Source organism: Labrys sp. HAY1-8F, from assembly GCF_056754975.1.
The window spans coordinates 754377-775310 of the sequence record NZ_JBPGWZ010000001.1 but is presented as its reverse complement, the minus strand read 5'-3'; the positions used below and the strand labels follow the sequence as shown (position 1 = coordinate 775310).

Annotated in this window: 19 protein-coding genes; 8 read left to right on the top strand and 11 right to left on the bottom strand. The window is 62.6% G+C overall.

All coding sequences use genetic code 11. The features are described from left to right. Nucleotides 1-12 precede the first annotated feature (12 nt). Genes ACR9ZN_RS03570 through ACR9ZN_RS03560 form a run of 3 tightly spaced genes read right to left on the bottom strand, consistent with a single transcriptional unit; the run spans nt 13 to nt 2698 of the window. Nucleotides 13-663, bottom strand: a complete 651-nt coding sequence (locus ACR9ZN_RS03570) for an HAD family hydrolase (protein WP_434960704.1) — start codon at nt 661-663, stop codon at nt 13-15. After that, on the bottom strand, nt 660-1913 hold the full coding sequence (locus ACR9ZN_RS03565) for a Tm-1-like ATP-binding domain-containing protein (protein WP_481271380.1): 1254 nt from the start codon (nt 1911-1913) through the stop codon (nt 660-662). Before ACR9ZN_RS03565 ends, ACR9ZN_RS03570 begins: the two co-directional genes overlap by 4 nt. Continuing rightward, the gene (locus ACR9ZN_RS03560; protein WP_454817813.1) at nt 1913-2698 is read right to left on the bottom strand and encodes an IclR family transcriptional regulator; all 786 of its coding nucleotides are present in this window, start codon (nt 2696-2698) and stop codon (nt 1913-1915) included. The genes ACR9ZN_RS03565 and ACR9ZN_RS03560 overlap by 1 nt, the downstream gene beginning before the upstream one ends. A gap of 287 nt (nt 2699-2985) precedes the next feature. Between ACR9ZN_RS03560 and ACR9ZN_RS03555 the strand changes: the two genes are divergently transcribed. Both ACR9ZN_RS03555 and ACR9ZN_RS03550 read left to right on the top strand, forming a co-directional pair. Further along, entirely contained in the window at nt 2986-4464 is a 1479-nt protein-coding gene (locus ACR9ZN_RS03555; RefSeq protein ID WP_481271379.1) for an APC family permease, read from the top strand. A 223-nt stretch (nt 4465-4687) separates the two neighbouring features. Beyond that, entirely contained in the window at nt 4688-6166 is a 1479-nt protein-coding gene (locus tag ACR9ZN_RS03550) for an aldehyde dehydrogenase (protein WP_481271378.1), read from the top strand. Between the two features lie 57 nt (nt 6167-6223). On the opposite strand, the gene ACR9ZN_RS03545 is transcribed toward ACR9ZN_RS03550, so the two are convergent. Further along, complete coding sequence (locus ACR9ZN_RS03545; protein ID WP_434960709.1) at nt 6224-6667, bottom strand: SRPBCC family protein; 444 nt, start codon at nt 6665-6667, stop codon at nt 6224-6226. 399 nt (nt 6668-7066) lie between these two features. On the opposite strand from ACR9ZN_RS03545, the gene ACR9ZN_RS03540 reads away from it, so the two are divergent. Continuing rightward, a complete protein-coding gene (locus tag ACR9ZN_RS03540; RefSeq protein WP_481271377.1) occupies nt 7067-8005 on the top strand; it encodes a hypothetical protein in 939 nt (312 codons plus the stop codon). A gap of 111 nt (nt 8006-8116) precedes the next feature. Here the strand turns inward: ACR9ZN_RS03540 and ACR9ZN_RS03535 are convergent, their stop codons facing one another. Both ACR9ZN_RS03535 and ACR9ZN_RS03530 read right to left on the bottom strand, forming a co-directional pair. Then, the gene (locus ACR9ZN_RS03535) at nt 8117-8827 is read right to left on the bottom strand and encodes a L,D-transpeptidase (protein ID WP_481271376.1); all 711 of its coding nucleotides are present in this window, start codon (nt 8825-8827) and stop codon (nt 8117-8119) included. A gap of 248 nt (nt 8828-9075) precedes the next feature. Beyond that, nucleotides 9076-9993 carry an alpha/beta hydrolase gene (locus tag ACR9ZN_RS03530; RefSeq protein WP_481271375.1) on the bottom strand — a complete coding sequence of 306 codons (918 nt, stop codon included), beginning with the start codon at nt 9991-9993 and terminating at the stop codon, nt 9076-9078. Nucleotides 9994-10326: 333 nt separating this feature from the next. Here ACR9ZN_RS03530 and ACR9ZN_RS03525 point away from each other — a divergent pair, with 333 nt between their 5' ends. Together ACR9ZN_RS03525 and ACR9ZN_RS03520 are read left to right on the top strand one after the other, a co-directional pair. Continuing rightward, the gene (locus tag ACR9ZN_RS03525) at nt 10327-11244 is read left to right on the top strand and encodes a DMT family transporter (RefSeq protein WP_481271374.1); all 918 of its coding nucleotides are present in this window, start codon (nt 10327-10329) and stop codon (nt 11242-11244) included. 247 nt (nt 11245-11491) lie between these two features. Next, complete coding sequence (locus ACR9ZN_RS03520) at nt 11492-12382, top strand: adenylate/guanylate cyclase domain-containing protein (RefSeq protein WP_481271947.1); 891 nt, start codon at nt 11492-11494, stop codon at nt 12380-12382. Between the two features lie 181 nt (nt 12383-12563). Here ACR9ZN_RS03520 and ACR9ZN_RS03515 read toward each other — a convergent pair whose 3' ends face one another. The 3 genes from ACR9ZN_RS03515 to ACR9ZN_RS03505 form a co-directional block, all read right to left on the bottom strand. After that, nucleotides 12564-13586, bottom strand: coding sequence for a DUF930 domain-containing protein (locus ACR9ZN_RS03515; RefSeq protein ID WP_481271373.1), 1023 nt, complete (start codon nt 13584-13586; stop codon nt 12564-12566). Between the two features lie 380 nt (nt 13587-13966). Further along, nucleotides 13967-14479, bottom strand: coding sequence for a flavin reductase (locus ACR9ZN_RS03510; RefSeq protein WP_454817829.1), 513 nt, complete (start codon nt 14477-14479; stop codon nt 13967-13969). Nucleotides 14480-14486: 7 nt separating this feature from the next. After that, the gene (locus ACR9ZN_RS03505) at nt 14487-16049 is read right to left on the bottom strand and encodes a 4-hydroxyphenylacetate 3-hydroxylase N-terminal domain-containing protein (protein ID WP_481271372.1); all 1563 of its coding nucleotides are present in this window, start codon (nt 16047-16049) and stop codon (nt 14487-14489) included. A 103-nt stretch (nt 16050-16152) separates the two neighbouring features. On the opposite strand from ACR9ZN_RS03505, the gene ACR9ZN_RS03500 reads away from it, so the two are divergent. From ACR9ZN_RS03500 to ACR9ZN_RS03490, 3 genes are all read left to right on the top strand, one after another. Next, nucleotides 16153-17025, top strand: a complete 873-nt coding sequence (locus tag ACR9ZN_RS03500) for a helix-turn-helix domain-containing protein (protein WP_481271371.1) — start codon at nt 16153-16155, stop codon at nt 17023-17025. A 78-nt stretch (nt 17026-17103) separates the two neighbouring features. Continuing rightward, nucleotides 17104-17598: a homoprotocatechuate degradation operon regulator HpaR gene (hpaR, locus tag ACR9ZN_RS03495; protein WP_434960719.1), complete on the top strand. Its 495-nt coding sequence runs from the start codon at nt 17104-17106 to the stop codon at nt 17596-17598. A 4-nt stretch (nt 17599-17602) separates the two neighbouring features. Then, a complete protein-coding gene (locus tag ACR9ZN_RS03490) occupies nt 17603-18001 on the top strand; it encodes a hypothetical protein (RefSeq protein WP_481271370.1) in 399 nt (132 codons plus the stop codon). Between the two features lie 43 nt (nt 18002-18044). On the opposite strand, the gene ACR9ZN_RS03485 is transcribed toward ACR9ZN_RS03490, so the two are convergent. Beyond that, nucleotides 18045-19607 carry a SpoVR family protein gene (locus ACR9ZN_RS03485; RefSeq protein WP_441770695.1) on the bottom strand — a complete coding sequence of 521 codons (1563 nt, stop codon included), beginning with the start codon at nt 19605-19607 and terminating at the stop codon, nt 18045-18047. A gap of 11 nt (nt 19608-19618) precedes the next feature. After that, on the bottom strand, nt 19619-20926 hold the full coding sequence (locus ACR9ZN_RS03480) for a YeaH/YhbH family protein (protein WP_434960721.1): 1308 nt from the start codon (nt 20924-20926) through the stop codon (nt 19619-19621). Between the last annotated feature and the right edge of the window lie 8 nt (nt 20927-20934).

Below are 20934 nucleotides of genomic sequence, written 5' to 3'. Positions count from 1 at the left end.
TCCTCTTCAAATTCAAATGCCGAGCATGGCCAGAGCCTGGGCATAGCCCTGGGACGGCCGGGTGACGTCGAAATGGACATGGGGCAGGCGCACTGCTCTGGCGCCTTCGATGTTCTTGAGCTGGTCGTCGACGAAGACACAAGCCTCGCGGGGCAGGTCGAGCTCGGCGAGGACCTGCTCATAGGCGCGCGCATCCGGTTTCAGAATGCCGGTATGGGTGGCATCGACGATGACATCGAAGCGGTCGATCAGGGGAAAGCGCTGGCGGAATTCGACGCCGTAGAACAGGTCGAGTTCGTTGGAGAGGATGGCGAGCTTCAGCCCCGCTGCCTTCACCTGCAGGATGGCCTCGCGCGCTTCCGGGCGCAGCACCAGCTCGGGTTCGGCGCCGCGGGCCCGGCGCACGAAAGTCTGCATATCCGTCCAGTCTTCGCCGACCATGCGGCCGACCTCGCCGGCTCGTGTGAGCCAGTAGTCGCGCTCGCTGATCTCCTGGCGTTGCATCGAGACCCAGAGCGGATCGGTCTCCGGGGCGAAGGGGCCGCGCCAGGTAAGCGTATCAGGCGCCAGGCCGAGGGTGCGCTCTGTGACATCGTGCGTTTCGAACAGGGTGCGGGTCACCACCCCACCGAAATCGAGGATGAGGGCGCGCTCGCCGGTCATGGCCGTCCCTCCGGTACGATGCCCTCGGCCACCCATTCGTCGAAGAGCGCGAGCGCGACGTCCGAGAATTGCGGCGCGTTGATGTGGGCGTTGATCTCGCGAAGGGTGACGCTCGGGGGCAGGGCCTTGCGGATTTCATCCACAAAGGCGGCGTGGCCGGCCGGATCGTGCAGGGGCTCGCCCGGTTTGTCCCATTCCTGCAATCCCTCGATCGGCAGCAGGAAGGCGGTTCTCCCGGCGGCCCGCTTGAGCTTTGCGGCGATCACCCGGGCGATCTCGCGCCGGCCCTCGGGGGAGGCGGTCACCGAGCCGATCAGGCGGTTATGGGCGTGATAGGGGCGGTCCGCCAGGATGGGCGGCGGCTCGCGCCAGGATGGCAGGTCCACCATGTCGACGGCGCCCGGGGCGACGATCTGGGGAATGCGGGCGCGCCCGGCATTCTCCAGGCGGTCGGGACCGGAGGTGACGATGCTGCCGTAATGGTGGTTGCTGACTTCCTGGATGCAGAAATCGAACACCGCCGCAAAGCCACCCTTCTCAGCGACCGCCTCGAAGGCGCGTCCGCCCATGCCGGTGGCATGGAACACCGCGACGTCATAGCCGCGCCGTTCCAGCTCGGGCTTGAGATGCTTCATATATTTGAGGCAGGTGGAGCCGAGGGACGTCATGCCGATCAGGGGACGCGCGGAATCCGGCTTCCGGCCATGTCGGGCCGCGCCGACCACGGCGCCGCAGGCCTGCGAGAGCACGGAACAGCAAATGCCGCTGAGACCGTAGAGGCCGCCAGCCCACAGGATCATCATCAGGTCCGGTGCGATGCGCTCGGGCGGAAGGAGGTGGGAGTAGGCGATCGTCGAGACGACGAATTTGGGAACGCCCACCGGCAGGACAGCGGATACGTCGAGGGCGAGGTCGGTGCCCATCGAGCCGCCGAGCGCGATGATGCCATCCACCTTGCCGGCTCGGTAGAGGTCGAGGACGAGGGCTGCCGCCCCCTGTGCCATCAGGGCCATCGCGCTGTTTTCGTCCCCGCTGGCGATGATGGCATCGATGGAGGTACCGGCAGCCGTGGCGATATCGTGCCTGGAATGATCGGGGGGATAGGGCGGATCGCCCAGGATGCTGACATCGACCATGGCAGGGTGTCCGCCCGCTTCCCGGATGACGGAGGCCATGAATTGCAGCTCGTCCGATTTGGTGTCGCCCGTTCCGATGACGAGTATTCTGGGCGCCGAGACCGCCACTCTCATCAGGCAGTCCTCCCGAGACGAGCATTGGTTTCAGCGGGCCGTTCCAGACCGTAATATTTTTCCGAGATGACCTCGGCCGTGGCGACGGCCTCGGCACCCAAGGCCTGCAGGGCGGTCTTGCCGACACGCACCGTCGGAGCCGCAACGGCGATGCATCCGATCGGCTTCCCATTGGGCGCACGGATCGGGGCGGCCACGCTGACCACGCCGACCTCGAAGCCCTGATGGCCGATCGAGAAGCCGCGGGCTCTGGTTTCTTCAAGCAATTCGCCAATCCTGGCCGGGTCGGTGATCGTATGCTCGGTGAAGCGTTCCAGCGGCGATGCCAAGGCAGCTTCGATCTCCGCCGCGGGGCGAAAGGCCAGGAAGGCTAGCCCCGACGCCGTCGCGTGGAAGGGCAGGATGCCCCCGACATCAACGATGACCCGATGGGCTTTGGGTGAATCCTCGACATGGATGGTGGCGAGTTGGCTGCCCGAGAATTCGGAAAGATGCACCGTCTCGGCCGAGGCTTCCGCCAGCGCCTTGATATGGGGCAGTGCGATGCGCAGGAAGGGGTAGCGGGCCTCGCGAATGCGGGCGAGGCGCACCGGCGCTGCCCCGATGCGGTATTTGCGTGTCACCGGATCCTGCTCGACGAAGCCATGCTTGGTGAGTTCCACCAGGAAGCGCCGGGCGGTGGCCTTATCGAGGGCGCAGAGCCGGGCGATGTCGGTCAGCCCCGCCTCCTCCTGCAGGCGCGACACGGTGTCCAGCAATGAAAGGGCCTTGCCGATCGTGCTCATTCTTCCTCCACCGGGGGTCGGTTCGTCTTGGCTTCCGGTGCGCCGGGAGCCTTGCGGGTTCTTCTGCCGCGACCCGAGATAATTAACATGCGAAATAACTTGACAGCTGCCGCGGTTCTTTGCAAGTCTATATTTGAAGTAATGGTTCAAATAATGAACCGAAGTTCGCGCATCAATACAGACGGCCAACAAGAATAAGGGGCAGCATCGTTCGCGCCGTTTCTGACGAAACGGCGGGCGAGCCTTCCCCACGCATGCCGGCGCCTTCAACAGGGGAACGAACGCCCATGACCGTGCAAGATTCGCGGCAAGACACGCGACAAGACTCGCAAAGCCAACCATCCAACCAGCTCCGCAAGAACAGCCTCGGCGTGGGGGCGATCACCTTTCTGGTGGTCTCGGCGGCAGCACCCCTGACGGCGGTCGCCGGCGGCGTGCCCCTGTCCATGCTGCTCGGAAATGGGCCCGGCATCCCGCTGACCTTCGTCCTGGTCACCCTGATCCTGTTGCTCTTTGCCGTCGGCTATGTCGCCATGGCCCGCCATATCCGCAATGCCGGTGCCTTCTACGCCTATACGGCGCAAGGGCTTGGCGGCCTGATGGGGGGAGCGGCGGCCCTCATCGCCATTCTCGCCTATAATTGCATGCAGATCGGCGTGTTCGGCATGTTCGGTGCGGCGACAAGGGGATTCTTCGCCGAGCAGTTCGGCCTGGACCTGCCCTGGTGGGTGTGGACCTATGTCGGCATCGCCGCGGTGGCTGTTTTCGGCTATCGCCGTGTCGATCTGTCGGCCAAGATCCTCACCGTGCTGGTCGCGCTGGAATATCTCGTCGTGCTGGTCATCGATGCGGCGATCTTCTTCAAGGGAGGCGATGCCGGCCTCACCTTCACGCCCTTTACGCCGGCGGCGTTCTGGAGCGGCACGCCTGCCATCGGCCTCCTGTTCTGTTTTGCCGCCTTCATCGGTTTCGAGGCGACGACGATCTACAGTGAGGAGGCCCGCGAACCGCACAGGACCGTGCCGCGGGCGACCTATATCTCGGTGCTGATCATCGGCGTATTCTATATGCTGACCTCATGGCTGATGGTGAACGGCGCCGGCGTCGACAAGCTCGTGCCGCAGCTGCAGGGCCTTGCCGATCCGACGACCTTCCTCTTCGGCCTCGCCGAACGCTATGTCGGCCACGGCATCACCGTGGTGATGAGCCTTCTGTTCATCACGAGCCTGTTCGCCGGTGTTCTGGCCTTCCACAATGGCGTGGCGCGCTACCTCTATGTGGCCGGCCGCGAGGGGCTTCTGCCGAGATCGGTCGGCGTGACGCATCCCCTGTTCCAGAGCCCCCATGTCGGCTCGATGATCCAGACCGTCATCGCCGCGCTGGTGGTCGCGCTGTTTGCCGCCACCGGCCTGGATCCGGTGCTGGCCCTGTTCTCCTGGCTCACCAACGTCGCTACCTTGGCGATCATCCTGCTGATGGCCTTCACGGCATTGGCGATCGTCGCCTTCTTCACGCGCAATCCCGAGCTTGAAGGCAATGTGCTGGTGACCAAGATCCTGCCGGTGGTGACCGGCCTGGTCCTGCTGGCGCTGATCTATTTCATCGCGGTGAACTTCGGCGCGCTCGCGGGCGCCAATGGCGTGCTCGCCGTGCTGCTGCCTGGACTGGTTCCGATCGCCGGCATCATCGGCTTCCTTTCCGCCATCCGGCTCAAATCTACCGACGCCACTGCTTTTGCCCGGCTCGGCGTCGGGCAGGAGGCGTGATGAATTCCGGATGCAAAGCAGGCCGAGATCCCTCACCCCTAACCCCTCTCCCCTCAGGGGAGAGGGGGCTTCGACTGGGAGAGATGCGAGGGGATAAGAAGAAGCACAACGCTGATGCCTCCCTCTCCCGGGCCGGGAGAGGGTAAGGGTGAGGGATGACGCAATCCGCCCATCCTGCCGTCGCCCTCGACTTCGTGACCCGTTATCGTGTGAGAATTGAGAAATGCAGGACCAGATCGATCGTCTCCGGCTCCTTCCCGTCGCCCCGCAATCACTGTTCATCGGCGGCAGCTGGAGCGAGCCGCAGGATGGCGCTGTCCTGGACGTCATCTCGCCGATCGACGGGCGCAAGCTGACCACGATCGGCGACGCCGGGGCAGGGGATGTCGACCGCGCCGTGCGCGCCGCCCGTCTTGCCTTCGAGAAAGGCTCCTGGTCGAAGTCGGCGCCATCGGTGCGCAGGAAGGTGCTGCTGCGCATCGCCGAGCTGATCGAGCGCGACGCCCTCGACCTTGCCGTGCTGGGCGTGCGCGACAACGGTACGGAAATGGCCATGGCCCTGAAGGCCGAGCCGGGCAGTGCCGCGGCAACCTTCCGCTACTATGCCGAGGCGATCGACAAGGTCTATGGCGAAATCGCGCCGACGGCCGGTGACGTGCTCGGGCTCGTGCATCGCGAGCCGGTCGGCGTCGTCGCCGCCATCGTGCCATGGAATTTTCCGATGATGATCGGGGCCTGGAAAATCGTGCCCGCGCTGGCGGCCGGCAATTGCGTGGTGCTGAAGCCGGCGGAAGGGGCTTCGCTGAGCCTCCTCAAGCTGGCCTCGCTCTGCGCCGAGGCTGGTCTGCCGGAAGGCGTGCTGAACGTCGTCACGGGCAGGGGAGCGGTGTCCGGCGAGGCACTCGGCCTGCACGGGGATATCGACGTCATAGCCTTTACCGGGTCGGGCGGTGTCGGGCGCAAGCTGCTGGAATACTCGGCCCGCTCCAACCTCAAGCGTGTCTATCTGGAGCTCGGCGGCAAGTCGCCCAACATCGTGTTTGCCGACGTGCCCGACCTCGACCGGGCCGCGAAAGTCTCGGCCCATGGCATCTTTCGCAATGCCGGCCAGGTCTGCGTCGCCGGCTCCCGGCTGCTGGTGCACGCTTCCATTCGCGAGGCCTTTACCGAAAAGCTCACCACCATCGCCTCGTGCATGAAAGTCGGCGACCCCCTGCAACTCTCCACGGAGATCGGCGCGGTTTCCAGTGAGGCTCAGTTGAGGAAGGATCTCGCTTATGCCGAACAGGCCCTCGGCGAGGGGGCCAATCTCAGGACCGGCGGCCGGCGGATCCTGCAGGAGAGCGGCGGCTTCTACATGCAGCCGACGATCTTCGACGTCACTCCCCAAATGACGCTGGCACGGGAGGAAGTCTTCGGCCCGATCCTGTCGATCATCCCCTTCGAGACGGAAGCCGAGGCCATCGCCATCGCCAATGCCAGCGATTACGGTCTTGCTTCCGCCGTCTGGACCGCCGACCTTTCGCGTGCTCATCGCATGATCCGCGCCCTTCGCGCCGGCGTCGTGCATGTCAACACCTATGGTGGTGCCGACAACACAGTGCCGCTCGGCGGCGTGAAGCAGTCCGGCAACGGTCATGACAAATCGCTGCACGCCTTGGACAAATACAGCGATCTCAAGACGGCCTGGATCCAGCTTTGATTGATGATCAATCACGGGCAGGGCGCCGGGCATGGCGCCCCGCCTTATAGATCGAAACTATTGATTGATCTCGGGCTCGACCAGCCGGGCTAGATTGCGCAGCGAGTCCTGCCAGCCGAGATAACAGGCATCGGGCGGGATGAGGTCGGGAATGCCGGCCTGCTCGATATTCAGCTCCGTGCCGCAGGACACTTTCTTCAGCGTCACCGTCACCACGATCTCGCCCGCCAGATTGGGATCGTCGAACTTGTCCGTATAGCGCAGCCGCTCGCCCGGGACGAGTTCGAGATACTCGCCGCCGAACGAATGGCCATGGCCCGTGGTGAAGTTGCGGAACGACATTTTGAACGTACCGCCGACCGTCGGCTCGGAGTGATGCACGGTGCAGGTGAAGCCGTTCGGCGGCAGCCATTTTGCGAGGGCATCTGCTTCGAGGAAGGCGCGGTAGACCTTCTCGGGGCTGGTGGCCAGAACGCGGTGCAGACGGATGGTGCTGGGCATGATCGTTGTCCTCTTGGCTGGGAGAAGAGCTCTTGGCTTGGAGAGCAGGAAGTCATGGTAGAAAGCATCTTGCCATGCCCCGAGGACGAACGCCGCTCTGCCCGCCCGACAGAGCGACGCAGATTTTTTGCGGGGTGCCCGCCTTTATCGGCCTCTCCCACAACGGGCAGTTCCCCGGCTACGCCCAGCAGCATGCCTTCAAGACGATTTTCAATTGGAGGTTTTGACGAGCGATCCGAGTTCAGGTCGGCGCCAGGCGGGATCGGTGCCGGTTGATTGCCTCGCAAAGCCGATTTCCGCTATATTGTTCACTCAACCGGACAACAATGATCACGGGTGGTTCTCGCGGCTGCGATGGACCGGGCGCGGCATCATCGCGGATCGAGGCTGGGGAACGTCATGGCGAGTTTCGTGCAGTTCCTGCAATATTCCGGGGTGTTTGCCGCGCAAAACTTCATGGTGGTCCCAGAGGGTGGCTTCAATCTGGTTTGCCTGCGTGACGCCAAAGGCGTTCACCTGTCCTACGATCAGGCCCGACTGCAGATCGACGATGTCCGCGTCGAGCAGGTCGAGCGCGTCGCTCAGGATTATATCGACGCCCGGTACGGCAAACAGCAAAGCCAGGAGCGCGACGACCAGTTGCTGCGGCTGCGCACTTCACTCTATGGCACCATACGGCCGCAGGCCGGGGCACGTGCCCTCAAGGTCCAGGCCAAGGGGACCGGCATTCCCCCGCTCACGGGCACGCGTGGCGGCACGGTCATCAAGCTCGATGTCGCCATCATGCCGCGCAAGAGCTACACGCTCGCCTTCAAGTTCCTCAGGCATTTCGACCGGGCGGGCAAGGTTGTCAACGCAACGAAATTCAAGCCTGATGACGCGTCCTGGTTCCTTACCCGGCTGAACTGGATCTTCGGGGCCCAGACGAACATCTTCTTCACCCCGGCCGGCGCCGACTGGATCATGGTGGAAAAGGCCCTGGGGCCGAAGATCATGCGGGATGTCTTCCGCCAGGACATCGTGCCGCTCAAACAGGGCGGCGCCGATCTCACCTGCTTTCTCGTCGGCGATTACGATGCCACGGACAGTGAGGCGGCGGGGCAGTTCCTGCCGGACGAGCAGGTCTGCGTGGTCGTCGACCAGGGTAATCCAGGGGTGTTCGACTATGGCGAGGCCTTCATCGGCGTGATGGCGCACGAGGTCGGCCACTTCCTGCACCACAAACGCAAGCTGGGCGGAAGTGGTCACCATGATCGCGGCGGCATCCTGCTTTCCAGCGGCCTCGAAAGTCTGTCGCTGGACAGGCAGCTCGTCAGCGATCTCAACGCCTGGACATAGCCGCCCGGTTTTCGGAGGCGTCCTGACCCTCCTTCGGCGGATTGAGGCCGCAAGGCTGCGACTTCAATGGTAGGGCAAGGATACGCCGGGAAACCGTATTGGGCCTTAGCCTTAGGCCGGCAGCACGACCACCTTCGTCCCCACCGGCGTCTGACCGTAGAGGTGGAGCATGTCCTGGGTAAGCAGGCCGGTACAGCCGCTCGTAACGCCGGAGCCGATCGACTGGGGAATGATGGTGCTGTAGAGTGTGTAGAGCGTGTATTTGCCGTTCTGATATAGATAGAGCGTGCGGGCGCCGAGCGGGTTGTTCAGGCCGGGCGGCATGCCGCCGGCATATTTAGCGGCCTCCGGCTGGCGCGCGATCATCTCCCTGGGCGGCGTCCACACCGGCCATTCGGCCTTGCGCCCGACATAGGCGTCCCCATGCCACAGGAAGCCCTGGCGGCCGACATTGGCGCCGTAACGGGTGGCGATCCCGTCGCCCTCGATGCGGTAGACATAATATTTGCTCGGATCGACGATGATCGTGCCGGCCGCTTCCTTGCTGGGGTACTGCACTTTCCGGCGATAATATTTCGGGTCGATCTTGCTGACATCGACCGCCGGGATCGGGAATTTCTCCTCGGGCACCGCCGCATAGAGCCTCGCCGCCTCGGCCCGGCTCATGCCGCCTGACGTCGCGCAGCCGGCCAGACCGAGTGCGCCAAGGCCGGCGGCGGAGCCGACCAGGAACGAGCGGCGGCTGAGAAGCCCCGATCCGAGCCCGAGCTTGGTGGCCTCGTCCATCTCGCCGGTATCGGCAATTCCACCGTCCATGATCATGATCTTCGCGTTCCCTTGTCCCGTTGTCCGACCAGAGAAGACAGCGGCATCGGCCGCCGAATGTCTCGCTGGGCTGAAATTGCCCTCCCGCGACCCGATTGGCAAGCTTTGGGTCTTTGTGCGCGCGCAGCCATGCACCGAAGTCTGCAAGGTCCACGCGGTCTTGCGGCCTCACTTCGCGCTGACCTCCAAGGTGGCCGGCAGCAATATGGGCGTTTTGGAACCGATTATATGAAAGGCTGCCGTTCCTAACATTTGGCTGGCTGGCACCCGGCTTTGCGAATGAATTCACCCGCAGCTGAAAGCGCGCGGCGGCCATCGTCCAGACCAGCGTTCCAAAGTGGCCAAGCGTGAATCATATGCGGCCATATCTCAAGTCGCACCGACACATCCGCAATCCCTGCTGCCTCGGCAAGCCGCGTGGCGTCCGACAGCAACGTCTCAGCCGAACCAACTTGGATCAACAGCGGCGGAAAGCCGTGCAGATCGGCGAACAGCGGCGAGATGAGCGGGTCGCAATACTCTTTCCCCACGGGGACATAGGCGCCGGCAAGCTCCTCCAGATAGGCCTTATGGATGATCGGATCGATCGAGTCCTTGCTGGCGAGCGACGAGCCGGACATGGTGAGATCGGTCCAGGGCGAAATCAACCATGCACAGCGGGGAAGAGGGTCACCAGCGGCGCGCAGGCAAGCGATCAGGGCCAAAGTGAGATTGCCGCCCGCACTATCACCACCGACCACAATGTGTTCGGCGGCGATGCCTTGCCGCCGCAGAAAGCGCCATGCGGCGAGTGCGTCTTGGTGCTGGGCCGGAAAAGGGTGCTCGGGAGCGCGGCGATAGCCGATCGCAAGGGTTCGCATGCGCGCCGCGCGGCCTGCTTCCGTCACCAGCCGGCGATGGCTTTCAATAGAGCCTGAGCAGTAACCGCCGCCGTGGAAATACAGCAGCACCTTCTCAGCGTCGCTGCCCGGCGCCATCGACCATTCACCGGGGACGCCGTCGCACTGGACAGCTGTGCACAGGATATCATCGGCAATAGGCCAGTTTGTTCCGACCTCATCGAGCCGTGCGCGCCGCTCGCCCCATCCGACCGGCCGAGGCTTCGAGGTCAGAAGTTCGCGGATGGCTGCGATTTCCTTCAGGGTGCGTTCGTGATCGGTCACAGCCTGTTCCTTGATAAAGGTTGGCGCATCGTGACACTATGCTTGGTAATCGATCTTCGCAATTAGTAGTAATTTCAGCCGTGGAAGTGAGGTTGATATGAAGCGCGTAATATTTTTTGCAACGGCGGACACTCTAATCTTCTGAGACGGAGTAATGTGAGAGCGTCGTTGTGTTGCCAGGAAACGATCCCATCAGAAGAAATGGGATGGTTGGTCGTCAGGCCGAGCAGGTTGAAGAGCGCTGATTGGGCTCCAAGCGAGAGAACAGCACCCGGCGACGCGGCGCTGCAATCTCTCCGGGGCCATTCGCGGTAGGAGGAGGCTGAGATCCAAATGCTGCCGATAATACATGCTGACGATGCGAAGGCCGCCTCTGGCGTGTCCCTTCCAATCGCTTACTCGACCGCGGTCCTGGGGTGGCTTCTTTCGGCTGGCGTGTACATCGCGGCCAAATGGGTGGCGCCGGAAATGGGGCCGTGGGCGCTCTGCTTCTGGCGGCTGTTGCTTGCTTGCGCAATTTTGCTGCCGATCGTGCATCACCACTATCGCGCGATAATTGCGTTGATCCGATCGCGGGCGGTGGAGGTTCTGCTCATAGGAACGATTGGTCTGACCCTGTGTCAAGGAATGATCTACACAGGCCTCCATTCCACCAATGCCACCACTGCCGGCATCATAATGGCACTTTCACCCGTCATGACCATGGTTATCGCCCGGATCGTGCTTGGCGAACCGCTTGGTCTCCGGAAGGCAATCGGAGCGTTACTTGCCTTGGCCGGCATGATGGTGATTGTTGCCCAGGGTGATTTCCGCGCGCTGATAGGGCTCCAGTTCAGTATCGGCGAACTGTGGATCGTAGGAAGCGCATTCTGCTGGGGCCTTTACACTGTGCTCTTGCGCCGTTCCAAATTCGGCATCGCCCTCCTGCCCACGGTCGTGGTTCTGCTCGGGGCCGGCTCCCTTGCCGCCTTTCCTTTCTATCTGTGGGAGTCAATATACGGCGGCGGCTCGGCATTGCACGCGAATGGCCTGTTGGCGCTTGCCTACTTGGCCGGGCCAGGCGGCGCACTGATGTACTACCTCTACAATCGCAGCGTCGAGGTGCTTGGCGCTGGCCGCGCCAGCATGCTGCTTTATCTGCAGACCGTCTTCGTGGCCTTGCTCGCCTATCTTTTGCTCGGGGAAAGTTTGCACTACTACGACATCTGGGGCGCGGCCTTTATCATCGCCGGTCTGGTATTTGCACATTGACCGTGCAAGGCCCGACGTTGCTCAAAAAAATAAGACGGACGCCGGGGAGCCGTCGGCGCCACTTGCGCCGGCGCTGCACTCGAAGGTGCGCACTGTATAGCCCGCCGCAGCTCGACAATGGCTCATCCTGCCATGAAGCCGGCTTCGCCCGTTACCAACACCGTTTTATTTGGACCTCAAGTAATGAAACCAGGGGTAATTTTGGTGTAGTATAGAGGTGTTGCGCTCTCGGGGCGGATGCACGTTGATGGATCAGGAGAGAATTCTAGCTGCCGTCCTCTTGGTCGATGTCGTGGGGAGCACGCCGCTCTATGAGCGCATCGGCGATGTTGGTGCTCTGCGGCAAATCTCGGAATGCCTGGACGCGATTCGCGAGATCACCGCCCGATACGGCGGTGAATTCATTTCCTCGAAGGGCGACGACGTGCTCAGCCTGTTCAAGAGGCCGGAGGCGGCGCTGAAGGCTGTCGGCCAGATCAGCAGCCAGCTGACGAATGGGCCGTTGAAGGCCAGGGTCGGATTGCATTTCGGAGCGGTCCTTCGAATGCGGGGCGACATATTCGGCGATGTTGTCAATGTCACCGCGAGGTTGTCGAGCACGGCAAACCCCGGGGAGGTGCTGGTCAGCCAGAGCTTTTTCGAAGCACTTATCCCGGGCAGCCGCGGTGCCTTGCGGCTCCTCGATAGCATGGCCTTCAAGGGGAAGCAGGAGCCCTTCGATGTCTATACCCTGCGGGATGACGATGGTGTTGTCAGTACGCAGCTTGCCCACCAGAGCACCGCTTTCGACAGGATTGCCAGCCCGACACGGCACCTCAATCTCATCATCAGATATGGGGATCAGTTGCGATCCTGCCGCAACAATGAATCCGTGACCGTCGGCCGATCCCCAGAGTGCAATATCGTCGTGCCGCGGCCTTGGGTCTCAAGGCATCACGCGACCTTCACCATTTCGAACGGCAGGGCCAGGCTTGCCGAGCGAAGCTCGTCGGGCACATTCGTGTCGACGGGACCCGGCATTGAGGTATTCGTGCGGCGTGAAGACGTTCTACTCTTCGGCTCCGGTTTGATATCGCCCGGAGTGCGATCGTCCCTCAGCGAGGCCCAGATCCTTCACTACGAGATCATCTCGGGGTGACCAGGGACAAGTTCCGGCCAAAGCGCTTCGTCCATCGTGCCGGCATCGGCGGCCGGACGTCTCGCAGGGCTGAAATTGCCCGCGCAAGGCGCGATAGGCAGGTTGGGGCCTCTGCCGCGCGGATTGCCATGCACCAAGATCGCGGACGCCCCGCAGCCAAGCCGGGCGTTTCACGCCTCGTTTATGGCGCGGGGAGCCCGCGGCTTTTCCAGTCGCTGCGCGGAACCGGATTGCCGACCTGGAAGGCGAAGGCGATGACCTTCGTCACCTTCGCATCGACTTCGCAACGATAGCTCAAATCGTACCATTGTGACTTGGAGGCGAACGCTGCCTTGGAATCCTCGAGCACGGTGCCTTGCTCGAGCTGTTCGCGAGGGAGCATATCGGGGACATAGGAGGGCGAGGCATGCAGCAATTGCTCGTGCAGTTCCGTGACGCAAAGCTGGCCCACCCGCTCGCCGCGAGACATGCTTCCCATCGCAAGCATCGCGTTGATGTCGTTGGTCGTCTCTTGCGAAAACAAGGTCCTGGATTCGGGCAGCTTCGGACCTGGTTGTGCCTGATTTGGGGCCTGGGGTTGGGTGGGTGCAGCCGACGCCTCTGTCGCAGCAACCTGGGGAGCCTGCTCGGTTGGGGCCGGCGTCACGGCCGGTGTGTTCGAACCATTTGTTTGAGCCGGATCAGGCCGGGCCGGGGGTAGGGTCGAGCCGTTTTCAGGGCTGTTGCCGTCCGGCGCCTTTCGGGGGCCGCGATCCTTGTCGCCAAACAGAAACACCGGCTTCATGACAGGCTGCGTGCCCTGCCGTTCGTCCGCAGCCTTCGGCGGCGGTGGTTTCACGGCGCTTTCTGCCGGTGGCCGTACCGGTTTGGCTGGCGGGGGCGCTTCGGCTTTCGGCTTCGGTGGCGGATCGACCGACTGCACCAATTCGACCGTTATCGCCTGCTCTTCCTTCAGAGGCGACACCAGTGGTCGCGGCAGGATGAGCGCGGCGACCAGCAAATTGAGGAGAAGGGAGGCCAGCAGGCTCCATTTCCACCATCGCTGATCCGGCTGGTCGTTTCTCATCCCGGAAGATGTGGCGTGAAATATGGGCCGTATCAAGCACGCTGGCAGGCAGGATTGAAATATCCGTCCGGCAGGGAGGGGCTTGCCGGCGGTCGAGTTCACGGCTGCCGGTGTTAAAGCATAGCGATGCCTCGTCATTCCGGATCGTTACGGATGGTCTGAGCAGACGGACCGTTATCGCTATGCGATTGTTGGCAAGGGCGCATCTTCTTGCGGATCACGCGGTGCGGATTGATCGAGGAGATATTAGTCGGTGGCGCTGAAGCAAAAAATACATTCGACGCTGTGACAGGAATGAATAAGATCAATATCGCTGTGATCGCGGTCGTTCGGCACGGGTAGAGCGGACGTGTTGTTGAATTGAGTAGATTTTTACCGCAATATCCTGCCACGCCTGTATTGCAATTCGGAGTGGAATAAAGATTTACACATGTTCAATGGTGTGTGGATCCTACCCAGGGGAAACGACACGAAGAATTCTAACCTGAAGCGATCCAGTTTTTAGGGCTCAGGTCATCCTACCCCCCAAAACTCCCCGCCTGCCCGAGCACTTGCGCATACCCCCTGTCGAAATAGAGCAGCGCATGGCCATCCTTGCGGCTGCGCAGATCCACCACCTCGCCGATGAAGATGTGGTGGCTGCCGATGAGATGCCGGTCGATCAGGCGGCAGTCGAAGGAGACGATGGCGTCGGCCAAAGCCTGGTTGCCGGAGGGAAAGTCGATCCAGTCGGCGGCGGCGTAGCGGGCCTCCATCTCTGCGCGCTGGCCGGCGAAATAGCCGGCGAGGTGCTGGTGGTCCGGTGTCAGCACGTTGACGCAAAAGCGGGCGTTCTCGATGAAGCGGCCTGTTTGCGCCGAGCGGCTGTTCATGCACACCAGCAGGGTCGGCGGCTCGTCCGTCACCGAACACATGGCGGTGGCGGTGAAGCCGCCGCGCCCGGCCGTACCGTTGGTGGTAACCACGTTGACGCTGGCGCATACCCGCGCCATGGCGTCACGGAAAGCGTTTTTCGAGGGGCGCTCCTGCATGGCGGCCTCATTCGGCGGCGGCGCGGGGCGGTATGGCCTCGCCGAGCGGGGGCAGCCAGGTCTCGCTCGTCCAGCCCTTCTCGTCATAATCGGCCATGCATTGGTCGACGAGGGCTTCCATCTCCTTGAGGCGCCCGCCGCGCTCGGCGCCCTTGAGCACCTGCAGGCGGACTTCCTCGGGTGCGCCGGCGTAATTGAGCTCGTATAGGGCGTGGCGACCAGCGAATTCCGTGCCCGTCGCATCCCACAGCAGCTTCATGATCTTGATGCGCTCGACATGGCCCATATCGTTGGAGCCGCGCACATATTGGGCGAGGTAGCGGTCGATCTCGGGATTGGCGAAATCCCGGGCCGAGGATGGCAAGTAGATCAGGCCCGAGGCGATGGTGCGCCTGACGATGTCGATCACCCTGGGATAGGCCTCGGACATGAAGGTGCGGTAGGCGAGCGCGGCTTCCAGGTTCGGCAGCACGGCACCATTGGCCCAGGGCAGGGGATTATGGGCCATGGCATTGGCGAAGGACCAGAACTGGTGGCGGATGGCGATCACCTCGCCCAGCATCGCCTGGTTGCCGCGAAAGGCGTCGCCCCCGGTGGCGCGCAGGGCCTTGGCCAACAGGCCGGCGAGGAAATCGAGCTTCACCCCGAAGCGGATGCAGCCCTGGAAGCAATAGCCGTGCATGAAGCCGGATGCGGGATGGAAGGACAGGATCTTGCCGGCATCGCGCAGCACCAGCACGTCCTCCCAGGGGATGAAGACATTGTCGAGCACCAGGATGGCGTCATTCTCGTCGAAGCGGGAGGAGAGCGGATAGTCGAAGGGCTGGGCGCCGCGATTGGCCGTCTCTTCGTAGGAGGTCCGGCAGAACATCTTCACCCCGGGCGCGTTCATCGCCACGATGAACATCACGGAGAGGGACGGGTCCTCGGTGACGGTGGCTGAACTCTGCGCGAGGAAATTGTAGTGGGTGAGGGCAGAGGAGGTGGCGACCACCTTGGCGCCGGAGACGTGGATGCCGGCATCGGTCTCCTTGGTGATGTGGACGAAGACGTCCTTCACCGCATCGGCCGGCTTGTGGCGGTCAATCGGCGGGTTGACGATGGCGTGGTTCATGAACAGAACAGCTTCCTGCGCCCGCTTGTGCCAGGCCAGCGCATTGTCCTTGAAGGGGCCATACCAGTCGGCGTTGGCGCCGAGCGTGTTCATCAGCGCCGCCTTGTAGTCGGCGGTGCGGCCCATCCAGCCATAGGTCATGCGGGCCCAATGGGCGATGGCGTCCTTCTGCGCCACCAGTTCGGCCGAGGAGCGGGCGACACGGAAATATTTGTGGGTGTAGCCGCCGGAACCGGTATCGGTCGGCGCAGTCAGGATCGGCCTGGTTTTCTCGTCATGCAGCGCGTCATAGAGCCGTGCCAGCGAGCGCACCGAATTGCGCATGGCAGGGTGGGCGGTGACATCGGCAACCCGTTCGCCATTGATGTAGACCTCGCGCCCGTCGCGCAGCGAAGCCAGATATTCGGCGCCCGTGAAGGGCCGTTTCTTATCGGCGCGGAAATCTTCCGATCGCATCGCCTTCCTCCCTGATGTTCGTTGACGCCAGGCTAGGCCTTGCCGGCGGCGCGTACCATGGACAGAATGGTAAAATCACTTGTACTTTTTTAAGAAGGCGCCCGTGTCCGACAAGGTTCCCAGCTTCTTCGTCTATGGTGAGCCCGATCGCCCTGTTGATGTCGGATTCCTGCATATGGAAACGGTAATGGAGCGAAAATCGCTGCATTCAGGCCAGGTTTCCGCCCATAGACATGATAGGATGGCACAGATCACCTTCTGGACCAGAGGTCGCGGCGAATATTTCATCGAGGACAGGCGGCTGGACTTTATCGCACCTGCGGTCAGCTACATCCCCAGCGGCGTGGTGCATGGTTTCACTGTCGCGCCTGAGGAGACCGACGCCATCGTCGCCTCGATCGCCGACAGCGCTCTGCCGCCGATCGCCGCGCTTTCGGCCCTGCCGATCGAGGAGCCGATCATGGTGCGCGGGCAGAGCGAGAGCCGTTTCTGGCTTTCTCTGGCCGCGACCATGCAGCGCCTGCTCGAAGACTATCGGCAGGGACAGATGGCGCCCCTGGGGGCCTTGCTGGCGGTGGCGATGAACGACATCGCCTTGCTCGGCCAGACCGGCGGCATCGGCGAACGCGAGGGCCATGACCTCGCCTTGGCCTTCAGGCGCCTGGTAGACCGGCATTTCCGGGACGCCTGGCCGATCGAGCGTTATGTTACGGCGCTCGGCACCACCCCACATCTGCTCGCCAGGGCCTGCGGGGCCTCCCATGGCCTGTCGGCCAAGGCCTTCATCGACAGGCGGCGCCTGATCGAGGCCAAGCGCCTCCTGGTCTTCACCATCCGTTCGGTCGAGGACGTCGCTTATGAGATCGGCTTTCGCGATCCGGCCTATTTCTCGCGCTTCTTCCGCAAGCATGTCGGCGAGCCGCCAGGCGAATGGCGCATCGGCCAGGCGCGCCATGGCGGTGCCAGGACACCATGAACGGCGCCCGGAGTTTGCGCAGCGGGCAGAGTATGCAAGTAGTGCTCAAGCCCCAGAGCCGCTATCGGGTGACGATGCATGGATGAAGTGAAGGAAACGCCTCCGGTGATCGAGGAAGCAAGGCTGAAGGAAACGCGGCGTTCGCTGCCGATCGCGCTCCTGAGGGCGCGCGAGGCGGTGATGAGCCATTTTCGCCCCATGCTCGCCAATCACGGCGTGACGGAGCAGCAATGGCGTGTGCTGCGCGTGCTGAACGAAGCCGGCATGCTGGACGCCTCCGAGGTCGCCGATCGCGCTTTCATCCTGGCGCCCAGCCTCACCCGCATGATCCGCTCGCTGGAAGAGCGCGGCTTCATCACCAAGCACAAGGACAAGGGGGACGGGCGCCGCGTGCTTCTGAAGCTCGCGCCCGCGGGCCAGGCCGTCATTCGTGAAGTCCTGCCCGACAGCCGCAAGATCTATGCGGTGCTGGAAGAGCGCTTCGGCCGCGAGCGCATCGATCAGTTGGTCGATCTCCTGGGGGAGCTTGCGACGTTCCGCAACGATTCCGAAACACCCGAGGAGCTTGCGTGAGCCGATGACCGCCCCCGCTTCAGGCCTGCACGAGTTGCCCGGCGGCGAAGTGCTGCTCGCCTGGTTCGGCCGCGTGCCGCGCTTCCACGATGGCGAATTGCTGGAGATTGCCTTCTTCGGCAAGGGGGAGGGCCTCATACGCATCCACGCCTGGAACCTCACGGACAAGGCGGATGAGTCGGGTCATCTGATTACCGACAGGCATGCCGTCGTCACCTTCGCCCTGGAAGGCGTGAGCACCATCGACTGCACCGATTTCGACATGATGCCGGGCATCATCTTCGAACTGGATGTTACCCGGGTGGAGGAGGGCCTGCGCTTCGAATGGAGCCCAAGCTATGGCGTTTGCGGTGCCGTCACGGCGCGGCAGGCGCGCATCGCGCTGGAGCCGGGCAAGCCCTGAGGGCGGGACCCACTCGCCTCGACCAACTCAACTCGTGGCCAACTCAACTCGCCGCCTGGCGGGTTGAACATTCATAGATCCTGGTTCCCGTCCGCGCGTCGATGCCTTCCAGGCTCACCTCGTAACCCCAAAGGCTGCGGATATGGCGCAGCGTCGCGTCGCGGCTGTTGGGCTCGAGCACGATGCCGTCATTGACCTTGTGCTGCAGGCGCAGATGCCGGTCGCCCAGCAGGTCCACATCGACGACCTGGATGTCCGAGCGGTTGGCGCCGATGTCATAACTGTGGGCGAGGGCAGCGCGGATATTCTCGTAGCCGCGCTCATTGTGGATCGAGGCGACCTTGTAGAAGGATTCGTTGGCCGCATCGGACAAGACGAACATCCGCCATTTGCGGATCAGCGCGGGGCTGAGATATTGGCGTATGAAGGACTCATCGCGGTAATTGGCCCAAGCGTCGAGCAGGACCTCGCGCCAATTGCCGTTGCCCGCGAATTCGGGAAACCAGTCGCGATCTTCTTGCGTCGGTTCGGTCGAGATGCGTTGGATGTCCTGCATCATGTCGAGGCCGAGCGCATAGGGATTGATGCCGGAAAAGCGGGGATCGTCGAAGCCCGGCTGGAACACCACGTTGGAATGGTTGCGCAGGATCTCGAGCATGGCGCCCTCGCTGATCCGACCTCGGTCGAACAGCGCGTTCATCAGGGTGTAATGCACGAAGGTCGCGCAGCCCTCGTTCATCACCTGGGTCTGCCGCTGCGGATAGAAATATTGTGCGATGACACGCACGATCCTGACGAGTTCACGCTGCCACGGCTCGAGGATCAGGCTGTTTTTCTCCAGGAAATAGAGCAGGTTTTCCTCCGGAAGATTGAGCGACTTCTTCCGTTCGGGCATGCCGTCCTTGGCTTCCTCGGCCCTGTCCCCGCCCTTGGAGGCCGGTAGCGTGCGCCAGAGATCGTTATAGGTGCGTTCCTCATATTCCAACCGCTCGCGCACCCCTTCGCGCTGCTTTTCCGAGGACAGTTTGGGCGGGCGGCGATATCTGAACACGCCCTGTTCCATCAGCGCGTGGGAAGCGTCGAGAATGGCCTCCACCGCGGCGACGCCATGGCGTTCCTCGCAGCGGGTGATGAAGCCCTTGGCAAAATCGAGATAACCCAGGATCGCGCCGGCATCCGTCCATTGCTGAAAAAGATAGTTGTTCTTGAAGAAGTGATTATGGCCGAGCGCCGCATGAGCCGTCACCAGGGCCTGCAGCGCCATGGTGTTTTCTTCCATCAGATAGACGACGCAAGGATTGGAATTGATGACGATTTCATAGGCGAGCCCGCGGCCACCCTTGCGATACATGAGCTCCTGATGAAGGAAATGCTTGCCGAACGACCAATGCCGGTACATTAGCGGCATCCCAACGGATGAATAGGCATCGAGCATCTGTTGGGACGAGATGATTTCCATCTGCACGGGATAGATGTCGAGGTGGAGTTCCTCGACCGCCAGCGCCTCGATGGCGTCATAGGCCCGAGACAGCGTCTTGAAATTCCAGTCCGAGCCTGAGAACAGCAAGTCGGCGTTGGGCGCATGCTTGGGCGTAGGCTTGGGCATCGACGCTCCTTTTAGCCGCCCTTCGAGGCGGACTGCCTGGTAAAGAGCCGGCGGAAAACCGGGTAGATGTCCGAAGCCTTGGCGATGCGGCTCATCTGGAAGTTCGCCCAGCGCTCGGTGACGGCCGCATAGGCTTGCCAGAGTGAGGTTCCGTTCTCGGTGCCACCGAAAATGTGGCTCTCACGTTCATCGATGATCTCGACATAGGCGAAATACTGGCAAAGGCGCATGATCTCGCCATCAAGCAGTGCGATGCAACGCCCGGAATCGGTGGCGATATTGTCGCCATCCGAGGCCTGGGCGGCATAGATGTTCCATTCATTGGAGGGGTAGCGCTCCTTAATGATGCGCTGCATCTCCTCGAGGGCTGTGGAGACCACAGTGCCCCCGCTCTGCGTCGAGTAGAAGAAGGTTTCCTCGTCGACCTCCTGCGCCTCGTGAGTATGCCGGATGAAGACGATGTCGGTGCGCTCGTAGCGCCGTTTCAGGAAGAGGTGCAGCAGGACGAAGAAGCGCTTGGCCAGATCCTTTTCCCGCTCTCCCATCGAGCCGGATACGTCCATGAGGCAGAACATCACCGCATTGGCGTTCGGTACGGGCTGCGCGTCGAAACGGTTGAAGCGGATGTCGACCGGATCGATATAGGCAATCACCCGGCGCCGGCGCTCCAGGCGGTCAAGCTCCTCGCGCAGTTCCGCGATGCGCTGGTCGGCTGCGGCACCTGCCGGGCCGGCTTCCAGCCCTTCCAGTTCCTGGAGGATCGTATCCATCTCCTCCTGTTTCGGACGCTTGAGGGCAATGCGGCGCCCATGGCTGTTGCGCATGGTCCGCCCGACATTGATGTTGGTCGGCGAGCCGCTCACCGCATAACCCGCCCGCCGCGGCTTGACGATCAGGATCTCCTTGAGATTGAGCTTGATCATGTCGGGCAGTTCGAGATCCTCGAAGAAGAGGTCCAGCACCTCCTCGCGGGTGAGCACGAAGCGGAAATCATCCTCCGAGTCGCTCAAGCCGGGAGACGAGCCCGACCCGGCGCCTTGATTGGGCTTGGAGACCCTGTCACCCGGTGCGAACTGCTTGTTGCCAGGCAGGACATGATGGCGGCCGCCGCTGTCCCTCGCCTCGCGGAAGGTCGGCTCGCTCGTGCCGTGCACCGGCATCGAGACAGAGTGCTTGGCATCGACATCCGCGATCTTGCCGGTCTTGATCTGGTCGCGAATGCTCTGCTTCAACTCGGCGCGCGCGCGGCGCAGGAAGCGCTGGCGATTGCCCAGGCTCTTGTCCTTGGGATTGAGGCGGCGATCGATAAAGATTGGCATGGGAACAC